General features: G+C 39.4%; 21 protein-coding genes and 1 riboswitch. Of the genes, 14 read left to right on the plus strand and 7 right to left on the minus strand.

Annotation, left to right across the window (positions count from 1 at the left end):
• The first annotated feature begins 34 nt into the window (after positions 1-34).
• The 4 genes from argH (at position 35) to FLM47_RS03985 (ending at position 3,916) form a co-directional block, all read left to right on the plus strand.
• A complete protein-coding gene (gene argH, locus FLM47_RS03970) occupies positions 35-1,900 on the plus strand; it encodes an argininosuccinate lyase (RefSeq protein WP_138605069.1) in 1,866 nt (621 codons plus the stop codon).
• Positions 1,901-2,151: 251 nt separating this feature from the next.
• A complete protein-coding gene (locus tag FLM47_RS03975; protein ID WP_076920190.1) occupies positions 2,152-2,352 on the plus strand; it encodes a hypothetical protein in 201 nt (66 codons plus the stop codon).
• Positions 2,353-2,366: 14 nt separating this feature from the next.
• A complete protein-coding gene (locus FLM47_RS03980) occupies positions 2,367-2,903 on the plus strand; it encodes a hypothetical protein (protein ID WP_138605067.1) in 537 nt (178 codons plus the stop codon).
• 500 nt (positions 2,904-3,403) lie between these two features.
• Positions 3,404-3,916, plus strand: coding sequence for a hypothetical protein (locus FLM47_RS03985; RefSeq protein WP_178956842.1), 513 nt, complete (start codon positions 3,404-3,406; stop codon positions 3,914-3,916).
• Positions 3,917-3,936: 20 nt separating this feature from the next.
• On the opposite strand, the gene coaD is transcribed toward FLM47_RS03985, so the two are convergent.
• Positions 3,937-4,428 carry a pantetheine-phosphate adenylyltransferase gene (coaD, locus tag FLM47_RS03990; protein WP_138605064.1) on the minus strand — a complete coding sequence of 164 codons (492 nt, stop codon included), beginning with the start codon at positions 4,426-4,428 and terminating at the stop codon, positions 3,937-3,939.
• A 442-nt stretch (positions 4,429-4,870) separates the two neighbouring features.
• Between coaD and FLM47_RS03995 the strand changes: the two genes are divergently transcribed.
• Together FLM47_RS03995 and thiI are read left to right on the plus strand one after the other, a co-directional pair.
• Positions 4,871-5,524, plus strand: a complete 654-nt coding sequence (locus FLM47_RS03995; RefSeq protein ID WP_010391043.1) for a TetR/AcrR family transcriptional regulator — start codon at positions 4,871-4,873, stop codon at positions 5,522-5,524.
• A gap of 100 nt (positions 5,525-5,624) precedes the next feature.
• Entirely contained in the window at positions 5,625-7,082 is a 1,458-nt protein-coding gene (gene thiI, locus FLM47_RS04000; RefSeq protein ID WP_178955323.1) for a tRNA uracil 4-sulfurtransferase ThiI, read from the plus strand.
• A 26-nt stretch (positions 7,083-7,108) separates the two neighbouring features.
• Here the strand turns inward: thiI and FLM47_RS04005 are convergent, their stop codons facing one another.
• On the minus strand, positions 7,109-8,011 hold the full coding sequence (locus tag FLM47_RS04005; RefSeq protein WP_178955325.1) for a ketopantoate reductase family protein: 903 nt from the start codon (positions 8,009-8,011) through the stop codon (positions 7,109-7,111).
• On the minus strand, positions 8,004-8,354 hold the full coding sequence (locus tag FLM47_RS04010) for a VanZ family protein (protein WP_008113182.1): 351 nt from the start codon (positions 8,352-8,354) through the stop codon (positions 8,004-8,006). Before FLM47_RS04010 ends, FLM47_RS04005 begins: the two co-directional genes overlap by 8 nt.
• Before the next feature lie 151 nt (positions 8,355-8,505).
• Here FLM47_RS04010 and FLM47_RS04015 point away from each other — a divergent pair, with 151 nt between their 5' ends.
• Together FLM47_RS04015 and FLM47_RS04020 are read left to right on the plus strand one after the other, a co-directional pair.
• A complete protein-coding gene (locus FLM47_RS04015; RefSeq protein WP_008113183.1) occupies positions 8,506-8,988 on the plus strand; it encodes a YajQ family cyclic di-GMP-binding protein in 483 nt (160 codons plus the stop codon).
• A gap of 286 nt (positions 8,989-9,274) precedes the next feature.
• A riboswitch (cobalamin riboswitch) is annotated at positions 9,275-9,440 on the plus strand.
• A 36-nt stretch (positions 9,441-9,476) separates the two neighbouring features.
• Positions 9,477-11,303 (plus strand): TonB-dependent receptor domain-containing protein, encoded by a 1,827-nt coding sequence (locus FLM47_RS04020; protein ID WP_178955327.1) that lies wholly within the window; start codon positions 9,477-9,479, stop codon positions 11,301-11,303.
• A 56-nt stretch (positions 11,304-11,359) separates the two neighbouring features.
• On the opposite strand, the gene msrA is transcribed toward FLM47_RS04020, so the two are convergent.
• The 3 genes from msrA to FLM47_RS04035 form a co-directional block, all read right to left on the minus strand.
• A complete protein-coding gene (gene msrA / locus FLM47_RS04025; protein ID WP_138605671.1) occupies positions 11,360-11,896 on the minus strand; it encodes a peptide-methionine (S)-S-oxide reductase MsrA in 537 nt (178 codons plus the stop codon).
• A gap of 74 nt (positions 11,897-11,970) precedes the next feature.
• The gene (locus FLM47_RS04030) at positions 11,971-15,069 is read right to left on the minus strand and encodes an efflux RND transporter permease subunit (protein ID WP_010391050.1); all 3,099 of its coding nucleotides are present in this window, start codon (positions 15,067-15,069) and stop codon (positions 11,971-11,973) included.
• Positions 15,070-15,072: 3 nt separating this feature from the next.
• A complete protein-coding gene (locus FLM47_RS04035; RefSeq protein WP_138571138.1) occupies positions 15,073-16,125 on the minus strand; it encodes an efflux RND transporter periplasmic adaptor subunit in 1,053 nt (350 codons plus the stop codon).
• Between the two features lie 247 nt (positions 16,126-16,372).
• Between FLM47_RS04035 and FLM47_RS04040 the strand changes: the two genes are divergently transcribed.
• The 6 genes from FLM47_RS04040 (at position 16,373) to FLM47_RS04065 (ending at position 21,776) form a co-directional block, all read left to right on the plus strand.
• Positions 16,373-17,077: a DUF2982 domain-containing protein gene (locus FLM47_RS04040; RefSeq protein WP_178955329.1), complete on the plus strand. Its 705-nt coding sequence runs from the start codon at positions 16,373-16,375 to the stop codon at positions 17,075-17,077.
• 35 nt (positions 17,078-17,112) lie between these two features.
• Positions 17,113-17,445 (plus strand): hypothetical protein, encoded by a 333-nt coding sequence (locus FLM47_RS04045; RefSeq protein WP_010391054.1) that lies wholly within the window; start codon positions 17,113-17,115, stop codon positions 17,443-17,445.
• A 66-nt stretch (positions 17,446-17,511) separates the two neighbouring features.
• Positions 17,512-19,158, plus strand: coding sequence for a DUF1566 domain-containing protein (locus FLM47_RS04050; protein ID WP_178955331.1), 1,647 nt, complete (start codon positions 17,512-17,514; stop codon positions 19,156-19,158).
• 10 nt (positions 19,159-19,168) lie between these two features.
• Entirely contained in the window at positions 19,169-19,684 is a 516-nt protein-coding gene (locus FLM47_RS04055; RefSeq protein ID WP_178955333.1) for a DUF1566 domain-containing protein, read from the plus strand.
• Positions 19,685-19,836: 152 nt separating this feature from the next.
• Positions 19,837-20,754 (plus strand): ExeA family protein, encoded by a 918-nt coding sequence (locus FLM47_RS04060; protein ID WP_058154289.1) that lies wholly within the window; start codon positions 19,837-19,839, stop codon positions 20,752-20,754.
• Between the two features lie 11 nt (positions 20,755-20,765).
• Complete coding sequence (locus FLM47_RS04065; RefSeq protein WP_178955335.1) at positions 20,766-21,776, plus strand: general secretion pathway protein GspB; 1,011 nt, start codon at positions 20,766-20,768, stop codon at positions 21,774-21,776.
• Between the two features lie 7 nt (positions 21,777-21,783).
• Here the strand turns inward: FLM47_RS04065 and FLM47_RS04070 are convergent, their stop codons facing one another.
• Positions 21,784-22,980, minus strand: coding sequence for an HD-GYP domain-containing protein (locus FLM47_RS04070; RefSeq protein WP_178955337.1), 1,197 nt, complete (start codon positions 22,978-22,980; stop codon positions 21,784-21,786).
• Positions 22,981-22,988: the final 8 nt, after the last annotated feature.

The raw sequence follows: 22,988 nt of genomic DNA on the forward strand, positions 1-22,988 counted from the left end.
ATTAAGGGGCTATTATCGGGTTTGGAGAAATTTCATGGCATTATGGGGCGGACGTTTTTCTACGGGTCCAGATGAAGCGTTTAAACAGTTTAACGATTCACTTCCCTTCGATTATCAATTAGCAGAGCAAGATATTATTGGCTCTGTTGCATGGGCTGGTGCACTTGAACAAGTAAGCGTGTTATCTAGTGATGAGCACAAAAAGCTGGTATCGGCACTTTATGAGTTACTTGAAGAGGTAAAAGCAGACCCAACGGCTGTAGCTACCTCAGGTGCAGAGGATATTCACTCGCATGTTGAAGCTGCACTAATTGAAAAAGTAGGTGATTTAGCTAAAAAGTTACACACAGGCCGAAGCCGTAACGACCAAGTTGCTACCGACTTTAGACTCTGGTGCCGCGATACCGCCGATCATATTTTAAAAGCGATTACGCAACTTAAAGCAGAGTTTATTGGCTTAGCTGAACGTGAACTTGGCACAATATTACCAGGTTATACCCACTTACAGCGTGCACAACCGGTGTTATTTAGCCATTGGTGTATGGCTTATGTAGAAATGCTTGAGCGTGATGAAAGTCGATTACAAGATGCCCAAGCACGAATGAATTATTGCCCACTCGGCAGTGGCGCTCTTGCAGGCACTGCATACCCGATTGACCGCCATGCACTTGCACAAGGGCTAGGATTTACTGGCGCGACTAAGAATAGTTTAGATGGCGTATCTGATCGTGACTTTGTGGTTGAGCTATTAAGCTGCGCGTCTATTTCTATGATCCACTTATCGCGGATGTCTGAAGACCTAATTTTTTATAACTCAGGCGAAGCTGGCTTTATTGAACTGGCCGATAATGTGACCTCGGGTTCATCTTTAATGCCACAGAAAAAAAACCCAGATGCATTAGAGCTAATTCGTGGTAAAACTGGCCGGGTGTTTGGTGCGTTTAGCGCAATGATGATGACTCTAAAAGCACTACCGCTTGCCTACAATAAAGACATGCAAGAAGACAAAGAAGGCATTTTTGATGCCATGCCAACATGGCTTGCGTGTATTCATATGGCACAAGCGTGTATTAAAGGTATAAAAGTGAAAGCAGATAAAACCCTTGCAGCGGCAAAAGGTGGCCACGCGAATGCAACCGAACTTGCTGATTATTTAGTGGCTAAAGGAGTGCCGTTCAGAGAAGGGCATCATATTGTTGGGGTGTTGGTGCAATTAGCTATTAGTGAAGGTAAAACGTTAGAGGAGCTTTCACTAGAGCAGTATAAATCAGTAAATCCAGTGTTTGAAGATGACGTGTATCCGGTACTTGAAATTGATGCCTGTATTAAGGCACGCCAAGCGCTTGGCGGTACATCATTAGAGCAAGTAAGCAAAGCGGTGAAAGACGCGAAAAAAAAACAGCAAATAACGGTTCGTGATGCCAACTTAGATGACGTAGAAGCAATTGCTAAACTCGTACAGCACTGGGCAACAGTAGGCGAAAATTTACCGCGAGCTAAAAGTGATATGGTGCACTCAATTAATGAGTTTGCCGTAACTGAGATAAACGGTCAGGTATCGGGTTGTGCTTCACTTTATATTTACGACACAGGATTAGCTGAAATACGTTCATTAGGCATTGATCCTAAAAGCGCAGTAACGGGGCAGGGACGAGAACTGGTTGAACACTTATTAGTGAAAGCCAAAAAATTGGCACTCAATCGTGTCATCGTTCTGACTCGTGTACCTGACTTTTTCGAAAATCAGCGGTTTAGTTTCTGTGATAAAGAGAGCCTACCTGAAAAAGTAATGAAAGATTGCGAGCTATGTTTACGCAAAGAAAACTGTGATGAAGTCGCAATGGAATATATGTTAAAGCTAAGTAATAGCATGGAGATCCCATGCAAAAACGTGGCTTGAGCAATCCCTAGGATAAAAAACGCACGGTGACCCCGATGCGTTTTTTTTTGAGTAAAATAAAATAATTTTTAAATTAACATACTATTAATTTAAAGTTGGCATATCGTTTGCTTTTATTATTCTGAAGCGAGTTGTTGAGTCAATTAACCAACATAGATTAAACGCGACTGCAGTTATTTACTAACTGCTGCAGGTGGTGTGATTTAAATTTGCGCCAATAATAAAATTTAATACTCAAGAGGATTAATCACATGCAAATTTCAGCGAACAGCCAAGTACAAATGCAAGCATACAATAAAACGCAACAATTAAAGCCTGCAATGGAACAAACTGCTAGCCCTAAAACCCTACAATCTGATACAGTTAGTATATCTCAAGAGGCGATGGCTGCTGCTGGCGGTAGTGCTGATCTCCAGCGTGGTAATACGATTCTTTTACCTCGTCCAAAGTGATAGAAAGGTAGTAAATGTTTTTAGCTGAGTTTTTTGGTCTGTTTTCTTTGTCAGCCCTAGTGACATGGGGCTTTTTAATGGCGTTTTTTTTTAACCTCTTTGTCTACAGCTTAGATGTTAAGAGGAGAACGACTTTATTACTCAGCTCATTAGTTATGGTAGTATCCTATTCCGTGACTGATTACTTATTTACATGGATTTCCTATTACAATACTACTTATTTTGATTGGGCAATACATGATTTAATAACCATAATTTGCCTAATTTTCGTTTACAAATTAAGTAAAACTACGACTCCTTCATTATTATATTTACTAATAGGCCTTTCAATTAATTTGATGTTAGCTTTGCTAATGCATTTAGATATTTTTATTAATAAAAATATTGAACCTTGGTTTTTGTGGGATATATACACGTTTGGAGTGACATTTATAGACCTAGTAATGATTGTTGCTCTAATTGTAGACAAAGACTTCTTAGGATTACACAAACTCAAAAATAAAATAGTATCATTATTCCTAAGACCTAAAATTGCAAGGGATTGTAACTAAGTTGTACATCGATTACAGCATGGTTGATTACGTAAGTGCTTTCACTCAATGGGGTTTTTTAATGGCATTTTTATACTCACTTGTTTCGAGTATTAATAAGCCAGACAAGTCGGTAACATACTTAGCCGCTATTATGTTTTCCTCTTACTTTTGTAGTGATTTTTTTCCGATATTAGAAAATGTATACTTAGACTGGATCCTCTTCGATTATATAACCATTTCTATTATTCTCATTTTATTGAATTTCTGTCTAAAAGCTCCCCTCGCTAGCTATTATATTATTTCAGGCTTACTAATAAATAGTCTGCTAACATTTTTCATTTATTATGACTTATTTGTACGTAATAATATTGATGAATGGTGGCTTTGGAGTGTTTACTCTTTAGGAGTAAACTTTATTGATGTATTAATGATTATTTCTTTGGTAATAAATACAAGTATCTTAAAAAAACGACAGGTAAAAAAACAACTTAATTTAGCTATTCGAAATAATGTTTCAAATGAATGACTTCTTGCTCAACCCATATGTATCTCTTTATCTAGGTGCGTTTGTTCAATGGGGCTTTTTAATGGCTTTTTTATACTCATTAGTAACGAGTATAAATACATCAAAAAAAGAGGCTTTATGGCTATCGCTAATCATGTCAATTTCATACTCTTCAAGCTTGTTCATTGATATTCAAAATATTTCTTACACGCAACTATTACTTTTTGACCTAATGACTATTTTGGCTATTTTAGTGGTAAGTAACTTCATAAATAAAAATACTATAACTTCTTATCTATTATTAGGACTGAGCATAAACTCACTGCTATTTTTTGGTATGCATTTAGATGTGCTAGTCTTTAATAACAGCACACCATGGTGGTTCTGGTCATTTTATTCTTTGGGAATTAATCTGATGGATTTTGTGATGATAGCTATTTTCTTTATTAATAAAGACTTTTTGGGTTTAGTGAGGTTTAAGAACTTTTTACTTCAAGCAAGAGCGAAGCTACCTAGCGCAACATAATGAAACGCTAGGCGTTGAGTTTAATGCTTGGTTTCCCCCAGCCTAGATTGCAGGGCTTTCATTACTATGCTATCAACAAACTCACTCACATCTCCGTTATGGCGCGCAACTTCTTTTACCAAGGTTGATGATATAAAGGTATTACGCTCAGCAGGTGTTAAAAATACACTTTCTAAATCAGGGTTTAAACGGCGGTTCATATTCGCGAGTTGAAATTCATAATCAAAATCAGAAACCGCTCTTATACCTCTAATCAATACATTTGCATTATGGTCGCGAGCCAGATCTGCTAGTAGCCCTGAAAAGCCAATGACTTTTACATTATCTAAATGGCTTAAAATCTCATTTGCTAAATCAACGCGTTCTTCTAAAGTAAAACACGGTTTTTTACTTGGGTTATGAGCAATAGCCACAATAACGGTATCGAACATTTTAGCCGCACGCTGAATTAAATCAGTGTGGCCGTTGGTAAGAGGGTCAAATGTGCCTGGGTAGATTGCGGTCACTTTCATAATATTTACTGTGTTATTATTTTTAGCCGTAGTGTAGCAGTGTTTAGTGTGCAAAGCAGCCTTGTAAGTAAATTGTGAAGAACTTCCTGCCTTGATTGTTTTAACGCTGACTATTTGTTTATACTAGGGCCTGTTGACCTTTCAGGATTAAAATTTGTTCTAACTAGGGACGATTTAATCGTGGCGCGAGGTTTGTAACCTAGTGGGCTAAGTAAAAGCCGAGCAACAAAGAGTTAATCGTCCCTAGGACGAACCTTCAGGCAGCGCGTGTTTGGTATTTATGCTGCGTTATCGCCTATTTATGGGGAATAACCACACTACATAGGCTCTGCCTTGCCAAAATACCAAACACACTGCTGCAAATTCAACCTCGAAAGATAAACAGGCCCTAGTGGATTGTTTTAATGCAGCATCGTATTTTCGAAAATTGAGTAATGAGTATATGAATACCAAGGATAAAATAATTCAAACCAGTATTTCATTGTTTAATGAACATGGTGAAAGAGCAATATCAACTAATCATATTGCATCGAGTTTAGGCATGAGTCCGGGTAATCTGTACTACCACTTTAAAAATAAAGAAGACATTATTCGCCACATATTTGCACTTTATCGTGACCATTTAAGTACTCACTTTAAGCCAGTTGATAAAGGCGACGATGCTTTTGAGCATCTTGGCCCTTATTTAGATTCGCTATTTGAATTAATGTGGCGCTATCATTTTTTTTACGACAACCTTGGCGATATTCTTGCTCGCGATAGCCATTTAAAACAGGGTTACATTGATTTTCAGCAGGAATTACTTGAGCAGGTACGTAACATCATTTTGGCCTTGCGGGATAGTGAAATTATTGCCATTGATGAACAAGATGCCATTGAACTTGCTCATACGCTAAAATTAACGGTTAGCTTTTGGACACCCTATATGAAAGCAAGAAGACTAAGTGGTGTGCTGGTTGAGCAAGATATATACCCTGGTATTGTAAAAGTACTGACTTTATTTAAGGCTTACAGTACAGAAAAAAGCGCAAATAAAATTAATCAGTTAAGAGACAAGTACGCACTTTTAGCAAATGCTGCCCCCCAGAATCCTTAAGCCTGTTGAGTTGGTTAGTTCCTAGGCGTTAAATTTTTTGCTATAATCCGCCGCGCCCAATGCCTGGGTGCGCGAATTCCCGCAGTCTAAGAGTTGAACTATGCTTAAATTTATCGTCAAACTTCACCCTGAAATAGCCATCAAAAGCCGTTCAGTCCGTAAACGCTTTACCAAAGTGTTAGAAAATAACATTAAAATTGTATTGCGTCGTGTTGACGAAAAAGTACAAGTACGTAATAACTGGGATAATATTTCAGTTGTTACAAAACTAGATGATGCTCAAACTCGCCTTGATTTTATTGATAGCTTGCAGCGCATTCCTGGCATCGTACAGTTTATTGAAGTGACCGAAACAGACTTTAAAACCCTTGATGACATCTATCAAAAAACCATTGCGTTAGTTGGCCACACTATTATTGGTAAAACCTTTTGTGTACGTGCTAAGCGCATAGGTCAACATGATTTTACTTCAACTGAATTAGAGCGCTACGTTGGTGGCGGGCTTAATCAACATGTTGAAGGAGCCCGAGTAAAGCTAAGCCGCCCTGAGGTAACGATTCGTTTAGAAATTAAAGACGAAAAAGCCTACATAGTGACGCAAACCCATTTAGGAATGGCGGGCTTTCCACTGCCAACACAAGACGATGTATTATCGCTTATGTCTGGTGGATTTGATTCTGGCGTTGCCAGTTATCAGATGATCCGTAAAGGCGCTCGTACACACTTTTTATTCTTTAACTTAGGTGGCGCTGCCCATGAAATTGGGGTTAAGCAAGCGAGCTACTACCTATGGAAGCAATACAGCTCTACGCATAAAGTTAAGTTTATTACCGTTGATTTTGAACCGGTTGTTGCTGAAATTTTAGAAAACGTTGAGAACAGCCAAATGGGTGTTGTGCTTAAACGTATGATGATGCGAGCGGGTAGTGCCGTTGCTGAAAAACTAAATATTCAAGCTTTGGTAACGGGTGAAAGTATAGGTCAGGTGTCTAGCCAAACCTTAGCTAACTTAAGTGTTATTGACCGTGTAACCGAAACGCTGATTTTACGTCCTCTTATTCAACATGATAAGCAAGAGATCATCAATATAGCGCGCCAAATAGGCACTGCAGAAATGGCAGAAACGATGCCTGAATACTGTGGTGTGATCTCTAAAAAGCCGACGGTTAAAGCCAAAATTGAAGTAATTAAAGCAGAAGAAGAGAAGTTTGATTTTGACGTATTAGATACCGTTATTGATAACGCCCGTGTTATGGATGTGCGCGATATTGATGTTGAGGCTAAGCAAGAGCTTAAAGAGGCAGAATCAGTTACAGAGTTACCAGAGGGAGCGGTTGTTGTTGATATTCGCTCACCTGAAGAAGAAGATGCTTCGCCGCTGGAAATTGAAGGTATTGAAGTTATCCACTTACCGTTTTTCCGCTTAGCAACTAAGTTTGGTGATTTACCTAAAGGTAAAGACTATTACTTATATTGCCAAAAAGGAGTAATGAGCCAATTACAAGCGCTTATTCTTCACGAAGAAGGCTTTAACACCGTAAAAGTATATCGTCCTTGATGGCTTAATATATTAGATGCGCGGATTTATTCCGCGCTTTTTTTTGCCAAAATTTCAGCAAGTAAGGCGTCATTATAAGGTGTTGCAATATGGTGCAGTTTTCCTTGCTCACTTATATAGCCACAAATTGCCATGATCTCAGTTTGCCTATTATGCAAAACGTCTTGATGCATAGATGAGTAATTCTCTGCGGTTAAACTCATCACCTTATAGGCGCGCTCGAGGGCATCAATAAGCTTAATATTAAGTTTAAGCGCGGTCGCAGTGTGGCACGCTTCAGTTAATAAATTAATAATTGAGCTATTAAACTGTGGCGCACGCAACTGGCCGTTTTTTATATTGTACAGAGCGGTTAATGGATTTATGGCAATATTAACCAGTAGCTTTTCAAACCGCAGTTGCTCAATATTATTACTGACAATTAATTGCGGAATAGTGTGTAATTGCGCACTAAGCTGTTTAATATTTTGCATAGCTAGTTGACTACAGCCCCCTAATACACTTTGCCCGTTTCCGGTATGCTGCACAATATTAGGGTTTGATTTGAACCCAGCCATGCTAGTGGTTAAAAAGTACAACGACTGCTGCTTTGTTAACTGTGCATTTAATTGTTCAACATTACCCATGCCATTATGACTCAGTACAATATGGGTATTATTACCAAGATAAGGCTTTACTTGGGCATAGGCTTGTTGCACTGCAAACGCTTTAACAGTGAATAAAACAATTTCAAATTCAGGAGCTTGAGCTAATTGCTGTTGTGAGATGAAAGTAGCGTTAATTTTTTCTGAAGGGGCATCACCACGGCTATAAAAGCGAGTGTTAAGGGTGCCTTTTTTAGTAAGAATATTAACAGTGTGATGTTTCGCTAAGAAATAGCTAAATAACAAGCCAATAGCACCATCACCAACAACAAGTATGTTAGCCATAACGCTTCTTTTTACGTAGTGTTAATAGGGCTTTAGCTAAAAAGTAGCTCGCCGCACCAATAAAGTCGGCAACAAAATCGGCCAGTGATGCTTGTCTGTAAGGAAGGCTATCTTGCATAATTTCTATTGCGGCACCATAGCCGGCTAACAGCAATATTTGTGCATATAACGGCAGTTTAAAGGCTTTATCCATTATAATGGCAAGTAAAAAGAAAATACCAAAATGCGCCACTTTATCTACATGCGGAAATAAGTTTGCAGCCCCTTTTACCTCTTTAGCAAATAAGAAGGTAAATGCGACAATACTAATTAAAAAAATAGCTTGGTAAACACGCCTCGTCACAAAAAATCCTAAAATCGTATAAAAAAGAAGCCTCAGTATATCAAACTAAATTAGTATCGCACCTGAACAAGATGCAGAAAAATGTAAAGATTTATCATTTTAACGTTATAATTGCCGCATAAAATTAAGATTAGCTAGTTAGGAGAACATCATGCCTTCATTTGATATTGTATCTGAAGTAGAAATGAACGAAGCACAAAACGCGGTTGATAACGCCAATCGTGAATTAGAAACACGATTTGATTTTAGAGGGGTCGATGCCTCAATTGAATTAAACGATAAAACAATTAAATTAAAAGCTGAAGCAGATGCTCAGGTTATGCAGTTGTTTGATATTTTAGCTGGGAAAGTTTCTAAGCGTGGAATGGACGTTGCGAGCTTAGAACTTCAAGAGATTTCTCGCGCAGGCAAAAATGTTTTTCGTAACGTTGCACTAAAGCAGGGTATCGAAAAAGATATGGCTAAAAAAGTAGTAAAAGCCATTAAAGATTCTAAAGTAAAAGTGCAAGCGGCTATTCAAGGCGAAGAAGTACGCGTAACGGGTAAAAAGCGTGATGACTTACAAGCTGCTATGCAAGTTGTACGCACTGCCGATTTAGGTCAGCCATTTCAGTTTAAAAACTTCCGCGATTAATTTATTGTTTCGAGCTAGGCACTATAGGCGCTTAGTTCAAAGCAACATGTATTTAGCCAAACACGCTATATTGTTTGGCTTTTTTATTTTTGAATCTATGATCTGTCTCTTATACACATCTGACGCCCCGAGCCCTGAGCCCCGAGCCCGAGCCCCGAGCCCGAGCCCCGAGCCCCGAGAGCCCCGAGCCCCGAACCCCGAACCCCAAAAATCAAATTGTAGATGTTTAGACGTCCGTTGACATTTTTAAGTAAACAGATAACAATAGCAGCCTATTTTCAAGGTGCTTGCTAAACACTTCAAAGGTGTGATTTTTTTAGTAGGATAATCGGGAAGTTGGTGCGTTTTCATTGATGAAGTCAATCCCAACACTGCCCCCGCAACGGTAAAGTTATGCTGTATTTTATTATGGTAACTGAGTCCGGAGACCGGCCTTGATGTAATCTTACTTACTAACATCTTTGCGGTGGGCAGAGATAGGGAACATCATGATAAATAAAACTGCATTGGGTGTGGCTATTTCGGCTGCGCTGTCTTTTTCTGCATCTGCAGAACAAACCATTGAAAGAATAACCGTTACTGCAAATAAATTTGAACAATCAATCAATAATGTACTTGCCAGTGTTAATGTTATTGAACGCATAGATATTGAGCAAGGTAATTACCGAGATTTACCCACACTTCTAAGTACTCAGGTAGGCTTTCAAATAAACTCAAATGGCGGCTTTGGTCAAAACGCTGGTGTGTCCTTGCGTGGTACAGGCTCTGGTGATACGTTAATTTTGATTGATGGTGTTCGTACCGGTTCTGCAACGCTTGGCCAAAAAGCATTGAGTAACGTGCCTTTAAATAGTATTGAACGCATTGAAATAATTAAAGGGTCACGTGCCGCTGTCTATGGCTCTGATGCACTTGCTGGTGTTATTAACATTATTACGCGTGAGTCAGATAACCTTTCTGTTAGTGCAACATTTGGTTCAGACGCTTACCAAGATTATCAAATGGCAGGCTCTGTAAAGTCAAGCGATATGAGGAGTGCATTTAATGCAGGTTTTGAAAAAACAGATGGTTTTGATGTATTGCAAGGTGTAGCGCCAGATGAAGATGGTTATGAGAACAAAAACCTCGGTTTTAAAGTAAATTATAATGATGCACAGTACGGTGATTTTAAGTTATTAGGTCAATACAGCGAAGGCTTTGCTGATTACGATAGTCGCTTTAGTCCTGCCGATAGCACGATTGAACGCAATGACTTTGAAAATTATCAATTGTCTGCTGGTTGGAATAAAAACTATAAAAATCAGTCTCACGGTGTTGATATTGCACTTGTAACTGATGACTCAGATAACACTTATGTTAATTTTTCCACTGGTCTGCCAGTCACAAGTACGTTTATAACTCAGCGTACTCAAATTGATTACAATGGCCAATATCGTTTAGATGATACTTTAAATATTAGTGGCGGTATTAACTGGTATAAAGACGATGTGTCGCGCAGCTCTCAAGTATTTATTGAAGATAGTCGTGACGTGCTTGCAGTATTTGTAGGTGCCTATTACGGTACAGATAAGGTGCTTGCTAATCTAACTGTTCGCCAAGATGATGATGAACAGTTTGGTGATGAAACAACGTATACCGCGGCAGCGGGATATCATTTATCGAGTAATGCAACATTCCGTTTAAGCCAGAGCACAGGGTTTAAAGCGCCTACCTTTAACGATTTATATTACCCTGATTTTGGTAACCCTAATTTACAACCAGAAAAGTCCGTTAACCGTGAGCTTGGCTTAAATGTAGACTTTGATATTGCGCAAGTTGATGTCGCTATTTTTAGAAACGACATTGAGGATAAAATTGATTATGATGCAAACTTTGCATTAGCTAATATTGACGAGGCTCGCTTTGAAGGGGTTGAATTTAGTCTTTCTCAGCAGGTTTTTGGTTTTGATAGTCACCTTAATTTTGCATATTTAAGTGCGCAGAACAAAGAAACAGGCGCAGAGTTGCGTAATGTTGCTAAGCGTACATTTAATTGGGAGCTTAAAAAACAGTTTGGTAACTTTGATGCGCGTATCGATATGCAGTATCGCAGCGATCGTCAAGGTGCACAAACCCACTTAGGCTCTTACACACTATGGAATTTAGCGGGTAATTATCAAGTTAATCAAAATATTGAAGTATCGCTTCGCGTAGAAAACCTGTTCGATAAACAGTACAACGCCGTTGATTCACATCTAAGTTCTACAACAGCTCAAGCGTATTACTATAATACACCAGAACGTCGCTTGTTTGCTGGTATAAGCTATGAGTTTTAATTACTGAATTAGCACATATAATAAATGCCCGAATTTAAATCGGGCTTTTTAATGTGTTATTCCGTTAAAAACTCGCTAAATTCGGTTTCAAACTTGTGCAATTTAGGTGCAATTAAAATACTACAGTAGCCTTGTTCTGGGTTTTCATTGTAGTAGTCTTGGTGAAAACTTTCAGCAGGGTAAAAAGTGGTTGCTGGGCTTACCTCGGTTACTATAGGTTCGCTAACATGAGTTTGCAGCTCTGCAATAACGGCCTGTGTTTGCAATTGTTGTTGCTGATCATGGTAATACACAACGCTGCGGTATTGAGTACCTATATCGTTACCTTGGCGATTTAACTGGGTGGCATCATGCAAGGTAAAAAACATTGCGAGTAAGGTTTCAAAGCTTATCACACTAGAATCAAATTCAACCTTAATCACTTCTGCATGCCCGCTATTGCCTGTGCAAATAGCTTTGTAGGTTGGGTTATCAGTGTGCCCGCCCGTGTAACCAGAACAAACACTGAGTACACCTTTAACACGCCTAAATGCCGCATCAATACACCAAAAACAGCCGCCGCCGAGTGTTGCTACCTGTGTGGTCGAACTCATAAGTACTTCCTCAATTATATGGTTATATGCACCAAAATAGCGCCGTAACAGCTAATTACGACGCTCAGAGTGACTTAGATCTCTTTAAGTGGTTTTTCAGCTGCTTGTTTATCTAGCTTTTGCTGTAAAAACTCTGGTGATTGTGTATTTCGCGCTAGTGCGTAATAGGCAGCTGGCACCACAAACAGAGTCAGTATGGTGGCAACCGTTACGCCGGTAAATACCACTACACCAATTACCATTCTACTTTCCGAGCCAGGCCCTGAGGCGAGTACCAAAGGTACCGCGCTCATAACTGTGGTTAGGGAGGTCATTATAATAGGACGTAAACGCTGGGTAGCGGCTTGTAAAATAGCTTCACTAAATTCCAACCCTTTATCACGTAACTGATTGGTAAATTCAACAATCAGAATACCGTTTTTAGCGCTTAACCCGATGAGCATCACAATACCAATTTGGCTGTATATATTAAGTGTTAAGCCCATACTCCATAGGCCAAACATAGCACCCATTAGCCCAAGTGGAACGGTGAGCATAATAACAAGCGGATGCATAAAGCTTTCAAACTGAGCAGCGAGCACTAAAAAGGTCACGGTCAATGCCAGCACAAACACGTAGGTCATAGCTGAGGCACCTTCATAAAACAATTGTGACTCACCTTTGTAATCAATGGCGCCATCAATGTCATTTTCTTCTGCGGCAACATTGTTTAAAAAGTTTAGTGCTTGTTCTAGCGTATAGCCATCAGCTAAGTTGGCACTTAGAGTAATTGCACGCATACGGTTATAGCGATTTAAACGCGAGGCGGTGGCTTCTTCTTTCAAGCTTATAAGGCTGTCGAGTGGCACCAATTCATTGCTGCGAGATTTAAGGTAAATATTTGAAATATCAGTAGGGTTTGCAAAGTCTTCTTTAGTTCCCTTTAAAATTACATCGTACTCTTCACCGCGGTCAATAAAAGTGGTTACACGGCGTTGGCCAAGCATGGTTTCAAGTGTACGTCCCACATCTGAGACTGATACGCCTAAATCAGCGGCTTTATTTTTATCAATACTGACTAAAAATTGTGGGAAGGTTTCTTTATAATCATGATCAATGCGCACTAACCCAGGGTTTTTCTCTGCACGTTTAATAATTCTATCGCGCCAATCAGCTAGCTGAGCATAATCATTACCTTGTAAAACAAACTCTATCGGTCGCGATGAACCACCACCGCCAATACCACGGCGCATAATTGCAAAAGCACGTACATCGGTGACTTCTTGCATTTTACCGCTTATTTCATCCATGACTTCCCAGGTTGAGCGTTTGCGTTTATCCCAATCCGCCATACCAACAATGGCTACACCACCACTGCCACCCCAACCTGGAACTCGCACTAAAACTCGGCTTAGTTCGCCAGATTCAGAGTAAGGCATTAAGCGTTCTTCTATCTTTGCCATATTAGCGGCATTATTCTCATAGCTAGCCCCTTCAGGGCCATTCATAAGTACAAAAAAGGTACCACGGTCTTCTTTAGGGGTAAGTTCAGACGGTATTTGTAAAAATAATGAATAACTAACAAACCCAGCTAAAACTAAGCTCAGCATTAAGCCCCATTTGCGGGTCATGTTTGACGCTAAAGCGTTACGGTATCCATTTTCTAATTTAGTAAAAAAGCGATCCATTGCTTGGCTAAATTTACTTTCTTTTTCAGAGGCCTTTAAAACCTTTGAACACAATGCCGGAGAGAGTGTTAATGCAGTAATACTGGAGAAGAACACGGCTGCACTCACCGCCATTGCAAATTCTGTAAATAGTGCGCCTATTCGTCCTTCCATAAACACCAATGGTACAAACACAGAGATCAGTACTAGGGTGGTGGCTATAATTGCAAAGCCTACCTCACGGGCGCCGCGATAAGCTGCCAATAAAGGCGGCTCACCAAGTTCTATGCGGCGGTGAATATTCTCTAGCATTACAATGGCATCATCTACCACTAAGCCTATTGCTAATACTAGTGCCAGTAGAGTTAATAAGTTAATTGAATAACCCATTGCTAATAAAAACATAAAACTACCGACTAAGGCGACCGGTACGGTGACCGCAGGAATAAGTGTGGCGCGAATATTACCTAAAAATATAAAGATAATAAGCACTACTAAGCCCATAGAAATTGCTAAAGTTTTATAAACCTCATTAATTGATTCTTTGATAAATACTGAAGAGTCGTAACTGTCTTCGATAGTGGTGCCTTCTGGTAGGTTACGCTTAATCTTTTCCAGTTCACTGCGGGCATTATCAACTACTGTAAGAGTATTTGCTTTGGCTTGTTTAACAATACCCATACCAATCATATTACGGCCATTTCCGCGAAATAAGCTTTCATCATCGGCGGCTTCTAATTTTACGTCAGCCACTTCGCCTAGACGTACTAAATAACCATCTTCGCCTCGCTTAATGACAAGGTTTTGAAAATCACGTTGGTTTTTATAGCTGCGTGCAGTGCGCACAGTAAAATCACGGTCTACCGATTCAATTTCACCCGCCGGAAGCTCTACATTTTCACTGCGTAGTGTTTGCTCTATATCACTAGAGGTAATGCCACGAGCTGCCATCGCTTGGCGGTTAAGCCATACTTTCATGGCATACTTTCGCTCTCCCCCAATACGCACATTTGATACACCATCAACAACGGCTAAACGGTCGACAATAAAACGCTGTGCATAATCAGAAAGTTGCAATGAATCCATGGTTTCACTGTTAAGTACAAACCACGCGATAGGGCTTTCGTCACTATTTGATTTTGATACTTCAGGAGGGCGTACTTGCTCTGGTAGGCTGTCTAATGCCCGTGCAACACGTTCTCGTACATCGTTAGAGGCATCGTCTATATCGCGGTTAATATTAAACTCAATGGTAATGTTTGAGCGGCCATTACGACTCGATGAGTTAATACTTTTAATACCCTCAATCCCCGAAATACGGTTCTCGATAACTTGGGTTATTTTTGTTTCAATAATTTCAGCAGATGCACCGGTATATTCAGTACTAATATTTACAATCGGTGTTTCAATATCTGGATACTCACGCAAAGGCAGCATACTAAAAGCAACTAAGCCAAAAGTGAGTAACAGTAAGTTAATAACAATCGCAAAAACGGGGCGTTTGACGCTAGTATCGGTAATTTTCACGTGTTACCCCTTAACGCTTACTTTGCTACCAGAGCGGATTTTGATTATTCCCTCGGTAACAATCTGCTGGCCGTTCTTTAACCCCTTGTCTATTGCAACCCAGCCATTGTTTCTACTTGCAACATGTACCTCTATGCGATTAGCTATGCCATCTTCAATTTGAAAAACATAATGTTTATCTTGCAGAGGAATAATTGCTTTTTCAGGCACCATTAGCGCTTGATTGCTGCTTAGCTCTAGTGCAGTTTTAAGTAGCATACCAGGGCGAAGTAAACCCGATTTATTAGCAAAACTGGCTGTTACTTCTACACTGCGAGTGATTGAATCAATACGTGAGCTTATATGGGTTACTTTACCGGTGAATGTTTGATCAGGGTAAGCATCGTTTTGAGTGCGAACAGTCATTCCGTTTTTCAGTTGAGCTAAATACTTTTCAGGCACTTTAAAATCAACTTTTATGATACTGATATCATCTAAGGTTGTAATTATCGTGCTGTTACTAATATAAGCGCCTACCGATATTTCGCGTTTACCCAGTAACCCAGAAAAAGGCGCGGTAATAGCCATTTCATTGAGTTTAGTTTTGGCACTTTCAAGTTGAGCTTCGCTGGCATCAACACGGGCTAGCTGTTCTTCAAGTAACGACTTGGCAGTCGCTTGTGAGCGAGAAAGTTCGGTAAGCCTAGCTAATTGGCGTTTTTCTTCTTGTAAATTAATGCTAAGTTCTTTTACTGCAAATTGTTCTTGTTGGTTTTGCAGTTGCACTAATTTTTGTCCTTTGCTGACCAAGTCGCCGTCTTCAAAGTAAATGCTGGTGACATAATCGTTTTGTGCGCTTTTAATGTAAATAGCCTGATTAGCACGGGCACTGCCAATGGCTTCAATCATAATGGCATTTTCTTGCGACTCGACAGTGTGCGCAGAGACTTGTGTTGTCATTGCCGAGTAATCAGCTTGCTCGCCCTGTGATGCGGGCAAATATAAATAAACGCTAAAAATTATTAGTACCGAAATAATAAATGGAAATAGGGCTTTGCCGGATTGTTTAGAGTGCATTGTTTTCATACCTGAAAATAGATTATAAGTATTGTACGAAATCAGGACAAAAAAAGGCGGTTATGTATCTCATTAATTTGTGCGTTAGGCGTAAAAATAACTGATACTTAGTCATTGCGCATATTTAACAGTAATAATAGGAGTTAATTGATGAACTTCAAAACATCATGCAAACGCTGTTTAACACTGAGAAAGTTAGTATTGTGGGCTATTATTATGTTTATATTTTATATGGCGTTTTTTCAGTATGGCTAATATAAAAAAACACACACTTAAATACCGAGCGCAAGGCGCTAAAAATGGGATTGAAATACTGGTCGTAGGTAGCATTGGTTTAATCTTCATCATGCTATTTAATTTATTGCGTCCAGGTGAAATCAGTATTATTGAATTTTTTTTAGTAAGTTTATGTATTGCAGCAATTTTAATTGGATTTTTTAAAACACAAGAACCTTTTTATAGTATTATTTTAACTGAGCAGCAATTAACATATCAGCATAAGTACGGGCAATGGGATTTACACCAAGAAAATCTCCACCATTGCGGTATTCCTAAAGTTGATAACGGTATTGATCATCTTGAGCTGAACGCGATTGGTATTAAGTTAAATGATATAGATACATTTTTAGCTGCTTTAGCACCAAGAATTGCGGGTAAATTACTAATAGAACAGCGGCACTTATTTATGCAAGTTGTTCAAAAAAATTGCAAAAATGGGCATTGCCCATCAGAATGGTTAGTTGAAGATAATAAATTTAGGTCAAAAAAAGGAATTGACTATAATGGGCTTATAGCGATGTTTGCTAATAGGGCTAAGCATCTTCAGCTTTTAACAGGGTATGACTTACTGTTACCTGCCAGTGTAATAGAAAGTGATATTTGGGAATTTTGCGCAAATTTAAATAAATGGAAGCGTGATCCCTCTCAGTTTATCAAGTCGCAGTGTGAATAATAATATAAGCACTCACTGCGGGATTAGGAATAACTATGAGTCAAGACAGATCTTTTATTAAAAGTGGTCGAAACACCATAATTCACAAAGACAGAAAACTAGATTTAGTGATTGTTAATGGTGAGGAACATCCTCGAATTAAAGTAACAGCAAATGGCCTTGAACCATTTAAAGAAGAGCTGCCAAAAAACCGCCGTGATGCAAAAGAGCGCTACTTAGATATGGTTTATATTGCAAGTCCAGATGTATTTAGCGAGGAGAAACAGTTGTTGTTTATTCAATCCTTAGATGGCCGCGAATATAAAGTAGATTACAGTAAAGTTGGCACTAAGTTATTTGTTCGTATTCATCAAGATAGCTATTTATAATTTATAATGGCACTTTTTTTGCTTTACAGTCTTATTAGATAATTTTAAGACACAAAGGTGCTTAGTATGAAAGCAATTTCGTTAATACCACTTATGGCATGCTTGCTTTTGGCTGCATGTGGAGGGGGAGACGGTGCTGATAACAGTGATATTAAAACGTCAGTATTTGCAGGTAACGATCTCCAAGTTGTAGAAAAATCAGAGTTTACTATTTCTGCAAAAGGCTCTCCTGCAGATGGTATTTTTACTTGGCAGCGTGTAAGCGGTCCTATTATAGATGTGTTTCCGCTTGAAGGGGCTGAACAAACCATCACTGCACCGGATGTAAAATCTGATAGTGAATTGGTCTTAAGGGTAAGCTATCAAACGCCAGATGGTAGTTTAGTGAATGACGAGTTGAGTGTTTTCATTTCCTCTAATAATCAGCTTCCTCTTGCTGTTGTTACTCAAGTTGCTCCTGCAAACTTACCCTCAGTTTATAAAGATACTGTAACCCTTAGTGGTTTAACTTCCACAGACCCCGATGAAAATGGCGAAATTAGTAGTTACTTGTGGCAATTATTATCTGGGCCTGATTTAACAATTGATAGCTATACCAATCCAACGCTTAGTTTTCCTCATCCATTATTAGAAAATAACACCAACTTAAAATGGCAACTCACCGTAACGGATGATGAGGGCGGGGTATCTGCATCACAATTTGATATGACTCTCAATAAAACAGCCCAAGTGATTATTGCCGATGCGGGTGCAGACCAAACAGTAGAAGAGTTTGATAAGGTTATTTTAGATGCGACGGCAAGCGAAGCGGCAACTCAGACTTATCAATGTAAGTGGCAACAACTTACCGGAAATACCGAAGCTCTTCTTGAACCGCAGTCATGTACTGCTAGCTTTTTCGCCTCTGATATTGATTTAAATGCAACTCTTAGCTTTGAAGTACAAGTTATGGATTTAAAAGGGCGTACCGACACAGATACTGTATTTATTGATGTAACACCTAAAGCGCTTGGGTTAATAAACGATACTGGGCTGGGTGAGTGTTATAACAATACTCAACGTATTAATTGTAATAATGATGAGTTTCCAGCTCAAGATGCTGATCTTGGGCGTGATAGTTTTGCCAATCGTTTAGGTAAAGTGGGTAAAGGGAATTTGGCTTTTGATTACACCAAACTTAATGAGTTTGCCGATGAGCTTCTTGATGATGCGTCGAACTTTAGCTGTATTCGCGATAATACTACCGGCCTTGTTTGGGAAGTGAAAAGTCCTTATTCCGGTGTGTTACCAAATACCTCACTGCGTGATGGACAAAACCGCTATATTTGGCAAGGGACTGTCAATAGTGGCGATGTAACGGGTAGTGCTAATACTACGTGCCCAAATAATACTGATTGTGGATTGCAAACCTATATAGATGAAGTTAACGCGCTTGATTTTTGTGGTGGCAGTAATTGGCGTTTACCCACTTATTCTGAGCTGTTAGGTTTAATCGACTACGGTAAACAAGGGCAAAATGTATTGATAGATACTGCATTTTTCCCTAATACACCATCGACTAATAGTGTCGGGCATTTACGCTACTGGACTTCACAGACCGCGGTTGATGGTGCCAGTTTATCTCAGGCTTACACTATCGATATGATGGATGGCAACGATTTAGCCTATCCAAAAGATAATACCGCTTACGTGCGCTTAGTTAGAAATCGTTAAGGTGATTATTATGAAATTAATTAAAGTCTCTATGTTATTAGCCTTGGGATTGAGCCAGTCACTTGCAGCGCAGCAGTGTTATGAAGAAGTTGCGACTAGCGATGATACCGACCGATTTGTGATTAATATTGATGGCACTGTGTCAGATACTAAAACAGGGCTGATGTGGCAACGCTGTAATTATGGCCAAGTTTATAATAGCGAAACAACTAGCTGCGATGGTGATACTCAGCCACTAAATTGGCAAGCTTCACTTAAAGGCGCAGTTAATGACAGCACAGCAGATTATAACGACTGGCAAGTACCAAGTATTAAAGAGTTAGCCAGTATAGTAGATCACCGTTGTACCGATCCAAGTATTAATGCGGATATTTTTTTAGCAACGCAGTCGCAAAATTATTGGTCTAACACCTCAGGTATTAGCAATATAAATTCGGCATGGGTTTATCAATTTTCCAGTGGTTTAAATAGCTTACATGCTAAAACAAGTAACGTATATTTACGCCTAGTACGCTATGAGAAGTAGTTAATTAATGTATTAGCGAATCTAAAAATGCGCTTTTATTTAGTTTAGCCTTTTTATTTACACTATTTTAATAATAAAGCCTGGTTGTAGTTGTCACCCAGGCTATTTTTTTGCCATTATAGGCCGTGAATTAACGACCAAGGACTATAAAGGTGTATTTAAGCTATTTTGGTTTACAAGAAAAGCCATTCTCAATTTCGCCTAACCCCCATTACTTATTTTTAAGTGAACGCCACAAAGAAGCATTAGCACACCTTACTTATGGGTTAGGTGAAGACGGTGGTTTTGTGCTGTTAACAGGTGAAGTGGGTACGGGTAAAACCACCATAACGCGTAGTATGTTAGAGCGACTGCCTGAAAATACCCAAGTAGCAATGATCCATAATCCTGCGTTATCAGAACTTGAACTGTTAGCCAGTATTTGCGATGAATTACAAATAACTTACGACGCCAAAAATGCAACCCTGAAAAGTTTAACGGATGTGATTAAAAAGCACCTTGAGTTTAATAATAAAGCGGGGGGGCATACTATTTTGATTATTGATGAAGCACAATTGCTTGCCCCTGATGTGCTAGAACAACTTCGCTTATTAACCAATATTGAAACGGATCATAAAAAGTTATTACAAATAGTATTAGTAGGGCAGCCTGAGTTACAGGTACTTCTAAAGCGAAATGAGTTAAGGCAGCTGGCACAGCGTATTACTGCCAGATATCACTTGTTAGCACTAACACCAGGGCAAACCATTGCTTATATTCAACATCGGCTGCATATTGCAGGTTGTGACAAGAAAATATTTTCAATGGAAGCAATGCAAATGGTGCATCAGCTCACAGGCGGTGTGCCACGATTAATGAATCTGGTGTGTGAACGCGCATTAGTAGGGGCATTTTCGAAACAACAAGAAATTGTTGGCAGTGATATTGTTAAACAAGCGGCGAGTGAATCTTTACCTATCGACTTTATTGTTACAAATAATAAGGTGAGTAAAACAGGTTCGATTTGGCCTTATAGCGCTGCTGCGTTAATGCTTTTTGGTGCAGGAATTGGCCTGTCTTTTATTTTTTAGTTAGGTGATTCATGTCTTATTTATTAGATGCGTTAAAGCAGTCAAAGCACGATACCATGAGCGCTGAGCAATATGACTTGCAAGCGCAACAATTAAAACAACAACGCCAGTTGATGACCTATCGTCGAATTAGTTTTTTACTCGCAGGAAGTTTATTGGCAACGGGTATATTGGCCAGTGGCTTCTTTGTCGGCAAGTGGGCGCAACAAGAAAATGTAACCGTTAAAAATGAGCCTGTTCAAAATGACCTTAGTCAAAAAGAGTCAGGGGTTGTAGAAAAACCAACAACAAATGCAGAGGAAGTACAAAGAACGGTTGCTCAAACAGTAACAACTCCTCAAGCGCCCATTGTAACAGCTGCGCCTAACAATTCTGTGCCGCTGGCAGGGCAGTTGGTTTATGTACAAACCCCAACGGGTGTACAGCAAATGTTGCTGACGCCACAAGGACAATATTTACCTATGAGCGTTAATCAAGCGTCTCAAGGGCAAACGCAAAATTTCTCGACGCAGAATAACGCTTCATCTAGTTTTCAATCACCGAGCAGTCAACCGCAAAGTGTCCCAACTCAATCAGCGAAAAGAACACTTACTGCAGATGAGTTGAGTAAATATAAGGTGTTAGGTAAACCACTTAATCAAAATGTGCCTGCGCAGCCAGAGTCAAATGATGAACTTGATACGGTTCCCGATACGCTGAAAAATGCGTTTGCGCAAGCCGTTAATAGTACAGAAACAACAGCCGACTATGAAGTAACTCAAGGCTCTCGCCTTTCATCACGAGTACAGCCTGTTGAGCTACTTCCTGATGGCTTACAAAGTATGTTACCAAGTATTAAGTATCAGGCGCACATTTATTCTTCAGCTGCGGATAAACGCTGGATAAAGCTCAATGGCAGAGAGCTATATGAAGGGGAGTCTATTGGTGCGTTGAAGCTGTTAGAAATAGCGCCAGATCAGAGCGTACTTGATTTCGATGGTTATGAATTTAGCTTAAAAGCCTTGCAAGATTGGCCACAATAGTGGCCAATTAACTAAAGATAGAGTGCTTATAAAAGCCTTCTAAATCTATATTATATTCATTGGGTTTTATTGCTGATTCAAGCGTGTCCTTCGTTCTTTTATTTGCTAAATCAACGTCTTGAACTTCAGTGTAACGCCCATGTTTTGCATTGAAAAACGTTTTTACTACTGGCTTTAATGGTGTTGCTGGATTGCTTTGAGTAACGAGTCCCACCTTTTGGCTTGAGAGTTTTACCAGTGTGCCCACAGGGTGAATACCAATGCACTGAATAAACTTATTAAGTAGCACCCCATCAAAGCTATCTGGGCAGCCTTGCTTTAAAATTTTAAATGCTCTAATTGGCTCCATGCCTGCTTTATAAACCCGTTCAGCGGTTAATGCATCATAAACATCAACAATAGACGCCATACGAACGTACTGGCTTATTTCATTGCCTTGTTTGCCAAAGGGATAGCCTTTACCATCTAAACGCTCGTGATGCATACCTGCAATATCTACGGCAATCCCCGTTAATCCTGCGTCTTCTAGTATCTCTTTGCTAAAGAGCGCATGATTCTGCATCACTTTGAATTCTTCGTCCGTATAACGACCTGGTTTGTTGAGAATAGCATCAGGGATTTTTATTTTTCCCATATCATGTAAAAGAGCGCCAGTGGCAAGTTCTTCAATAATTGCTTTTTCAATACCGAGATGTTTGGCAAAAATACTCATCAAAATAGACACATTTATCGAGTGCTCTAACAAATAGGCATCTTTTTGGCGCATTTGTGTAATGCACGCTAGAGCATCTTGATTTCTAAATACGGAGTCAATAAACCCACTAGCCAGTTCTTTAAAAGGCGCAACATCAACAGTACGCCCAGACTCTATATCGCCAAAAGCTTTGGTTTGCAGGTTTTTTGCTTCATCGTAAAGCTTTTTAGCTTTACTCATTTCTTGCTCAGCACTGTGGGTAATTAACCAAGGATCGCGCTTTTTGATTTCGTGCTGAGTAGGTAAGGTTGCTTGTGTTTCAGGTGCTTCAGATTCGAGCATTTTATCAGGGTCGATTTCAACCTCTAAAATTCCTGATTTTATTAATTTATCAATTCCACTTTGAGTTTTAACCCAGCCTTGGTTTTTTATTCTAATGCTACCAGTTTGTTTAACAACTTTTTGTACAAACATACCAGGCTTTAGCTGTGAAGTAGGAATGATTTTCAAAGTGAACT

It is taken from the genome of Pseudoalteromonas sp. Scap06 (genome assembly GCF_013394165.1).
In the GTDB taxonomy this organism is placed as follows: Bacteria; Pseudomonadota; Gammaproteobacteria; order Enterobacterales; family Alteromonadaceae; genus Pseudoalteromonas.

Coding starts and splice junctions, on each gene's coding strand:
- argH (WP_138605069.1), top strand. CDS start 35: ATGGCATTATGGGGCGGACGTTTTTCTACGGGTCCAGATGAAGCGTTT.
- FLM47_RS03975 (WP_076920190.1), top strand. CDS start 2,152: ATGCAAATTTCAGCGAACAGCCAAGTACAAATGCAAGCATACAATAAA.
- FLM47_RS03980 (WP_138605067.1), top strand. CDS start 2,367: ATGTTTTTAGCTGAGTTTTTTGGTCTGTTTTCTTTGTCAGCCCTAGTG.
- FLM47_RS03985 (WP_178956842.1), top strand. CDS start 3,404: ATGAATGACTTCTTGCTCAACCCATATGTATCTCTTTATCTAGGTGCG.
- coaD (WP_138605064.1), bottom strand. CDS start 4,428: ATGAAAGTGACCGCAATCTACCCAGGCACATTTGACCCTCTTACCAAC.
- FLM47_RS03995 (WP_010391043.1), top strand. CDS start 4,871: ATGAATACCAAGGATAAAATAATTCAAACCAGTATTTCATTGTTTAAT.
- thiI (WP_178955323.1), top strand. CDS start 5,625: ATGCTTAAATTTATCGTCAAACTTCACCCTGAAATAGCCATCAAAAGC.
- FLM47_RS04005 (WP_178955325.1), bottom strand. CDS start 8,011: ATGGCTAACATACTTGTTGTTGGTGATGGTGCTATTGGCTTGTTATTT.
- FLM47_RS04015 (WP_008113183.1), top strand. CDS start 8,506: ATGCCTTCATTTGATATTGTATCTGAAGTAGAAATGAACGAAGCACAA.
- FLM47_RS04020 (WP_178955327.1), top strand. CDS start 9,477: ATGATAAATAAAACTGCATTGGGTGTGGCTATTTCGGCTGCGCTGTCT.
- msrA (WP_138605671.1), bottom strand. CDS start 11,896: ATGAGTTCGACCACACAGGTAGCAACACTCGGCGGCGGCTGTTTTTGG.
- FLM47_RS04035 (WP_138571138.1), bottom strand. CDS start 16,125: ATGCACTCTAAACAATCCGGCAAAGCCCTATTTCCATTTATTATTTCG.
- FLM47_RS04040 (WP_178955329.1), top strand. CDS start 16,373: ATGGCTAATATAAAAAAACACACACTTAAATACCGAGCGCAAGGCGCT.
- FLM47_RS04045 (WP_010391054.1), top strand. CDS start 17,113: ATGAGTCAAGACAGATCTTTTATTAAAAGTGGTCGAAACACCATAATT.
- FLM47_RS04050 (WP_178955331.1), top strand. CDS start 17,512: ATGAAAGCAATTTCGTTAATACCACTTATGGCATGCTTGCTTTTGGCT.
- FLM47_RS04055 (WP_178955333.1), top strand. CDS start 19,169: ATGAAATTAATTAAAGTCTCTATGTTATTAGCCTTGGGATTGAGCCAG.
- FLM47_RS04065 (WP_178955335.1), top strand. CDS start 20,766: ATGTCTTATTTATTAGATGCGTTAAAGCAGTCAAAGCACGATACCATG.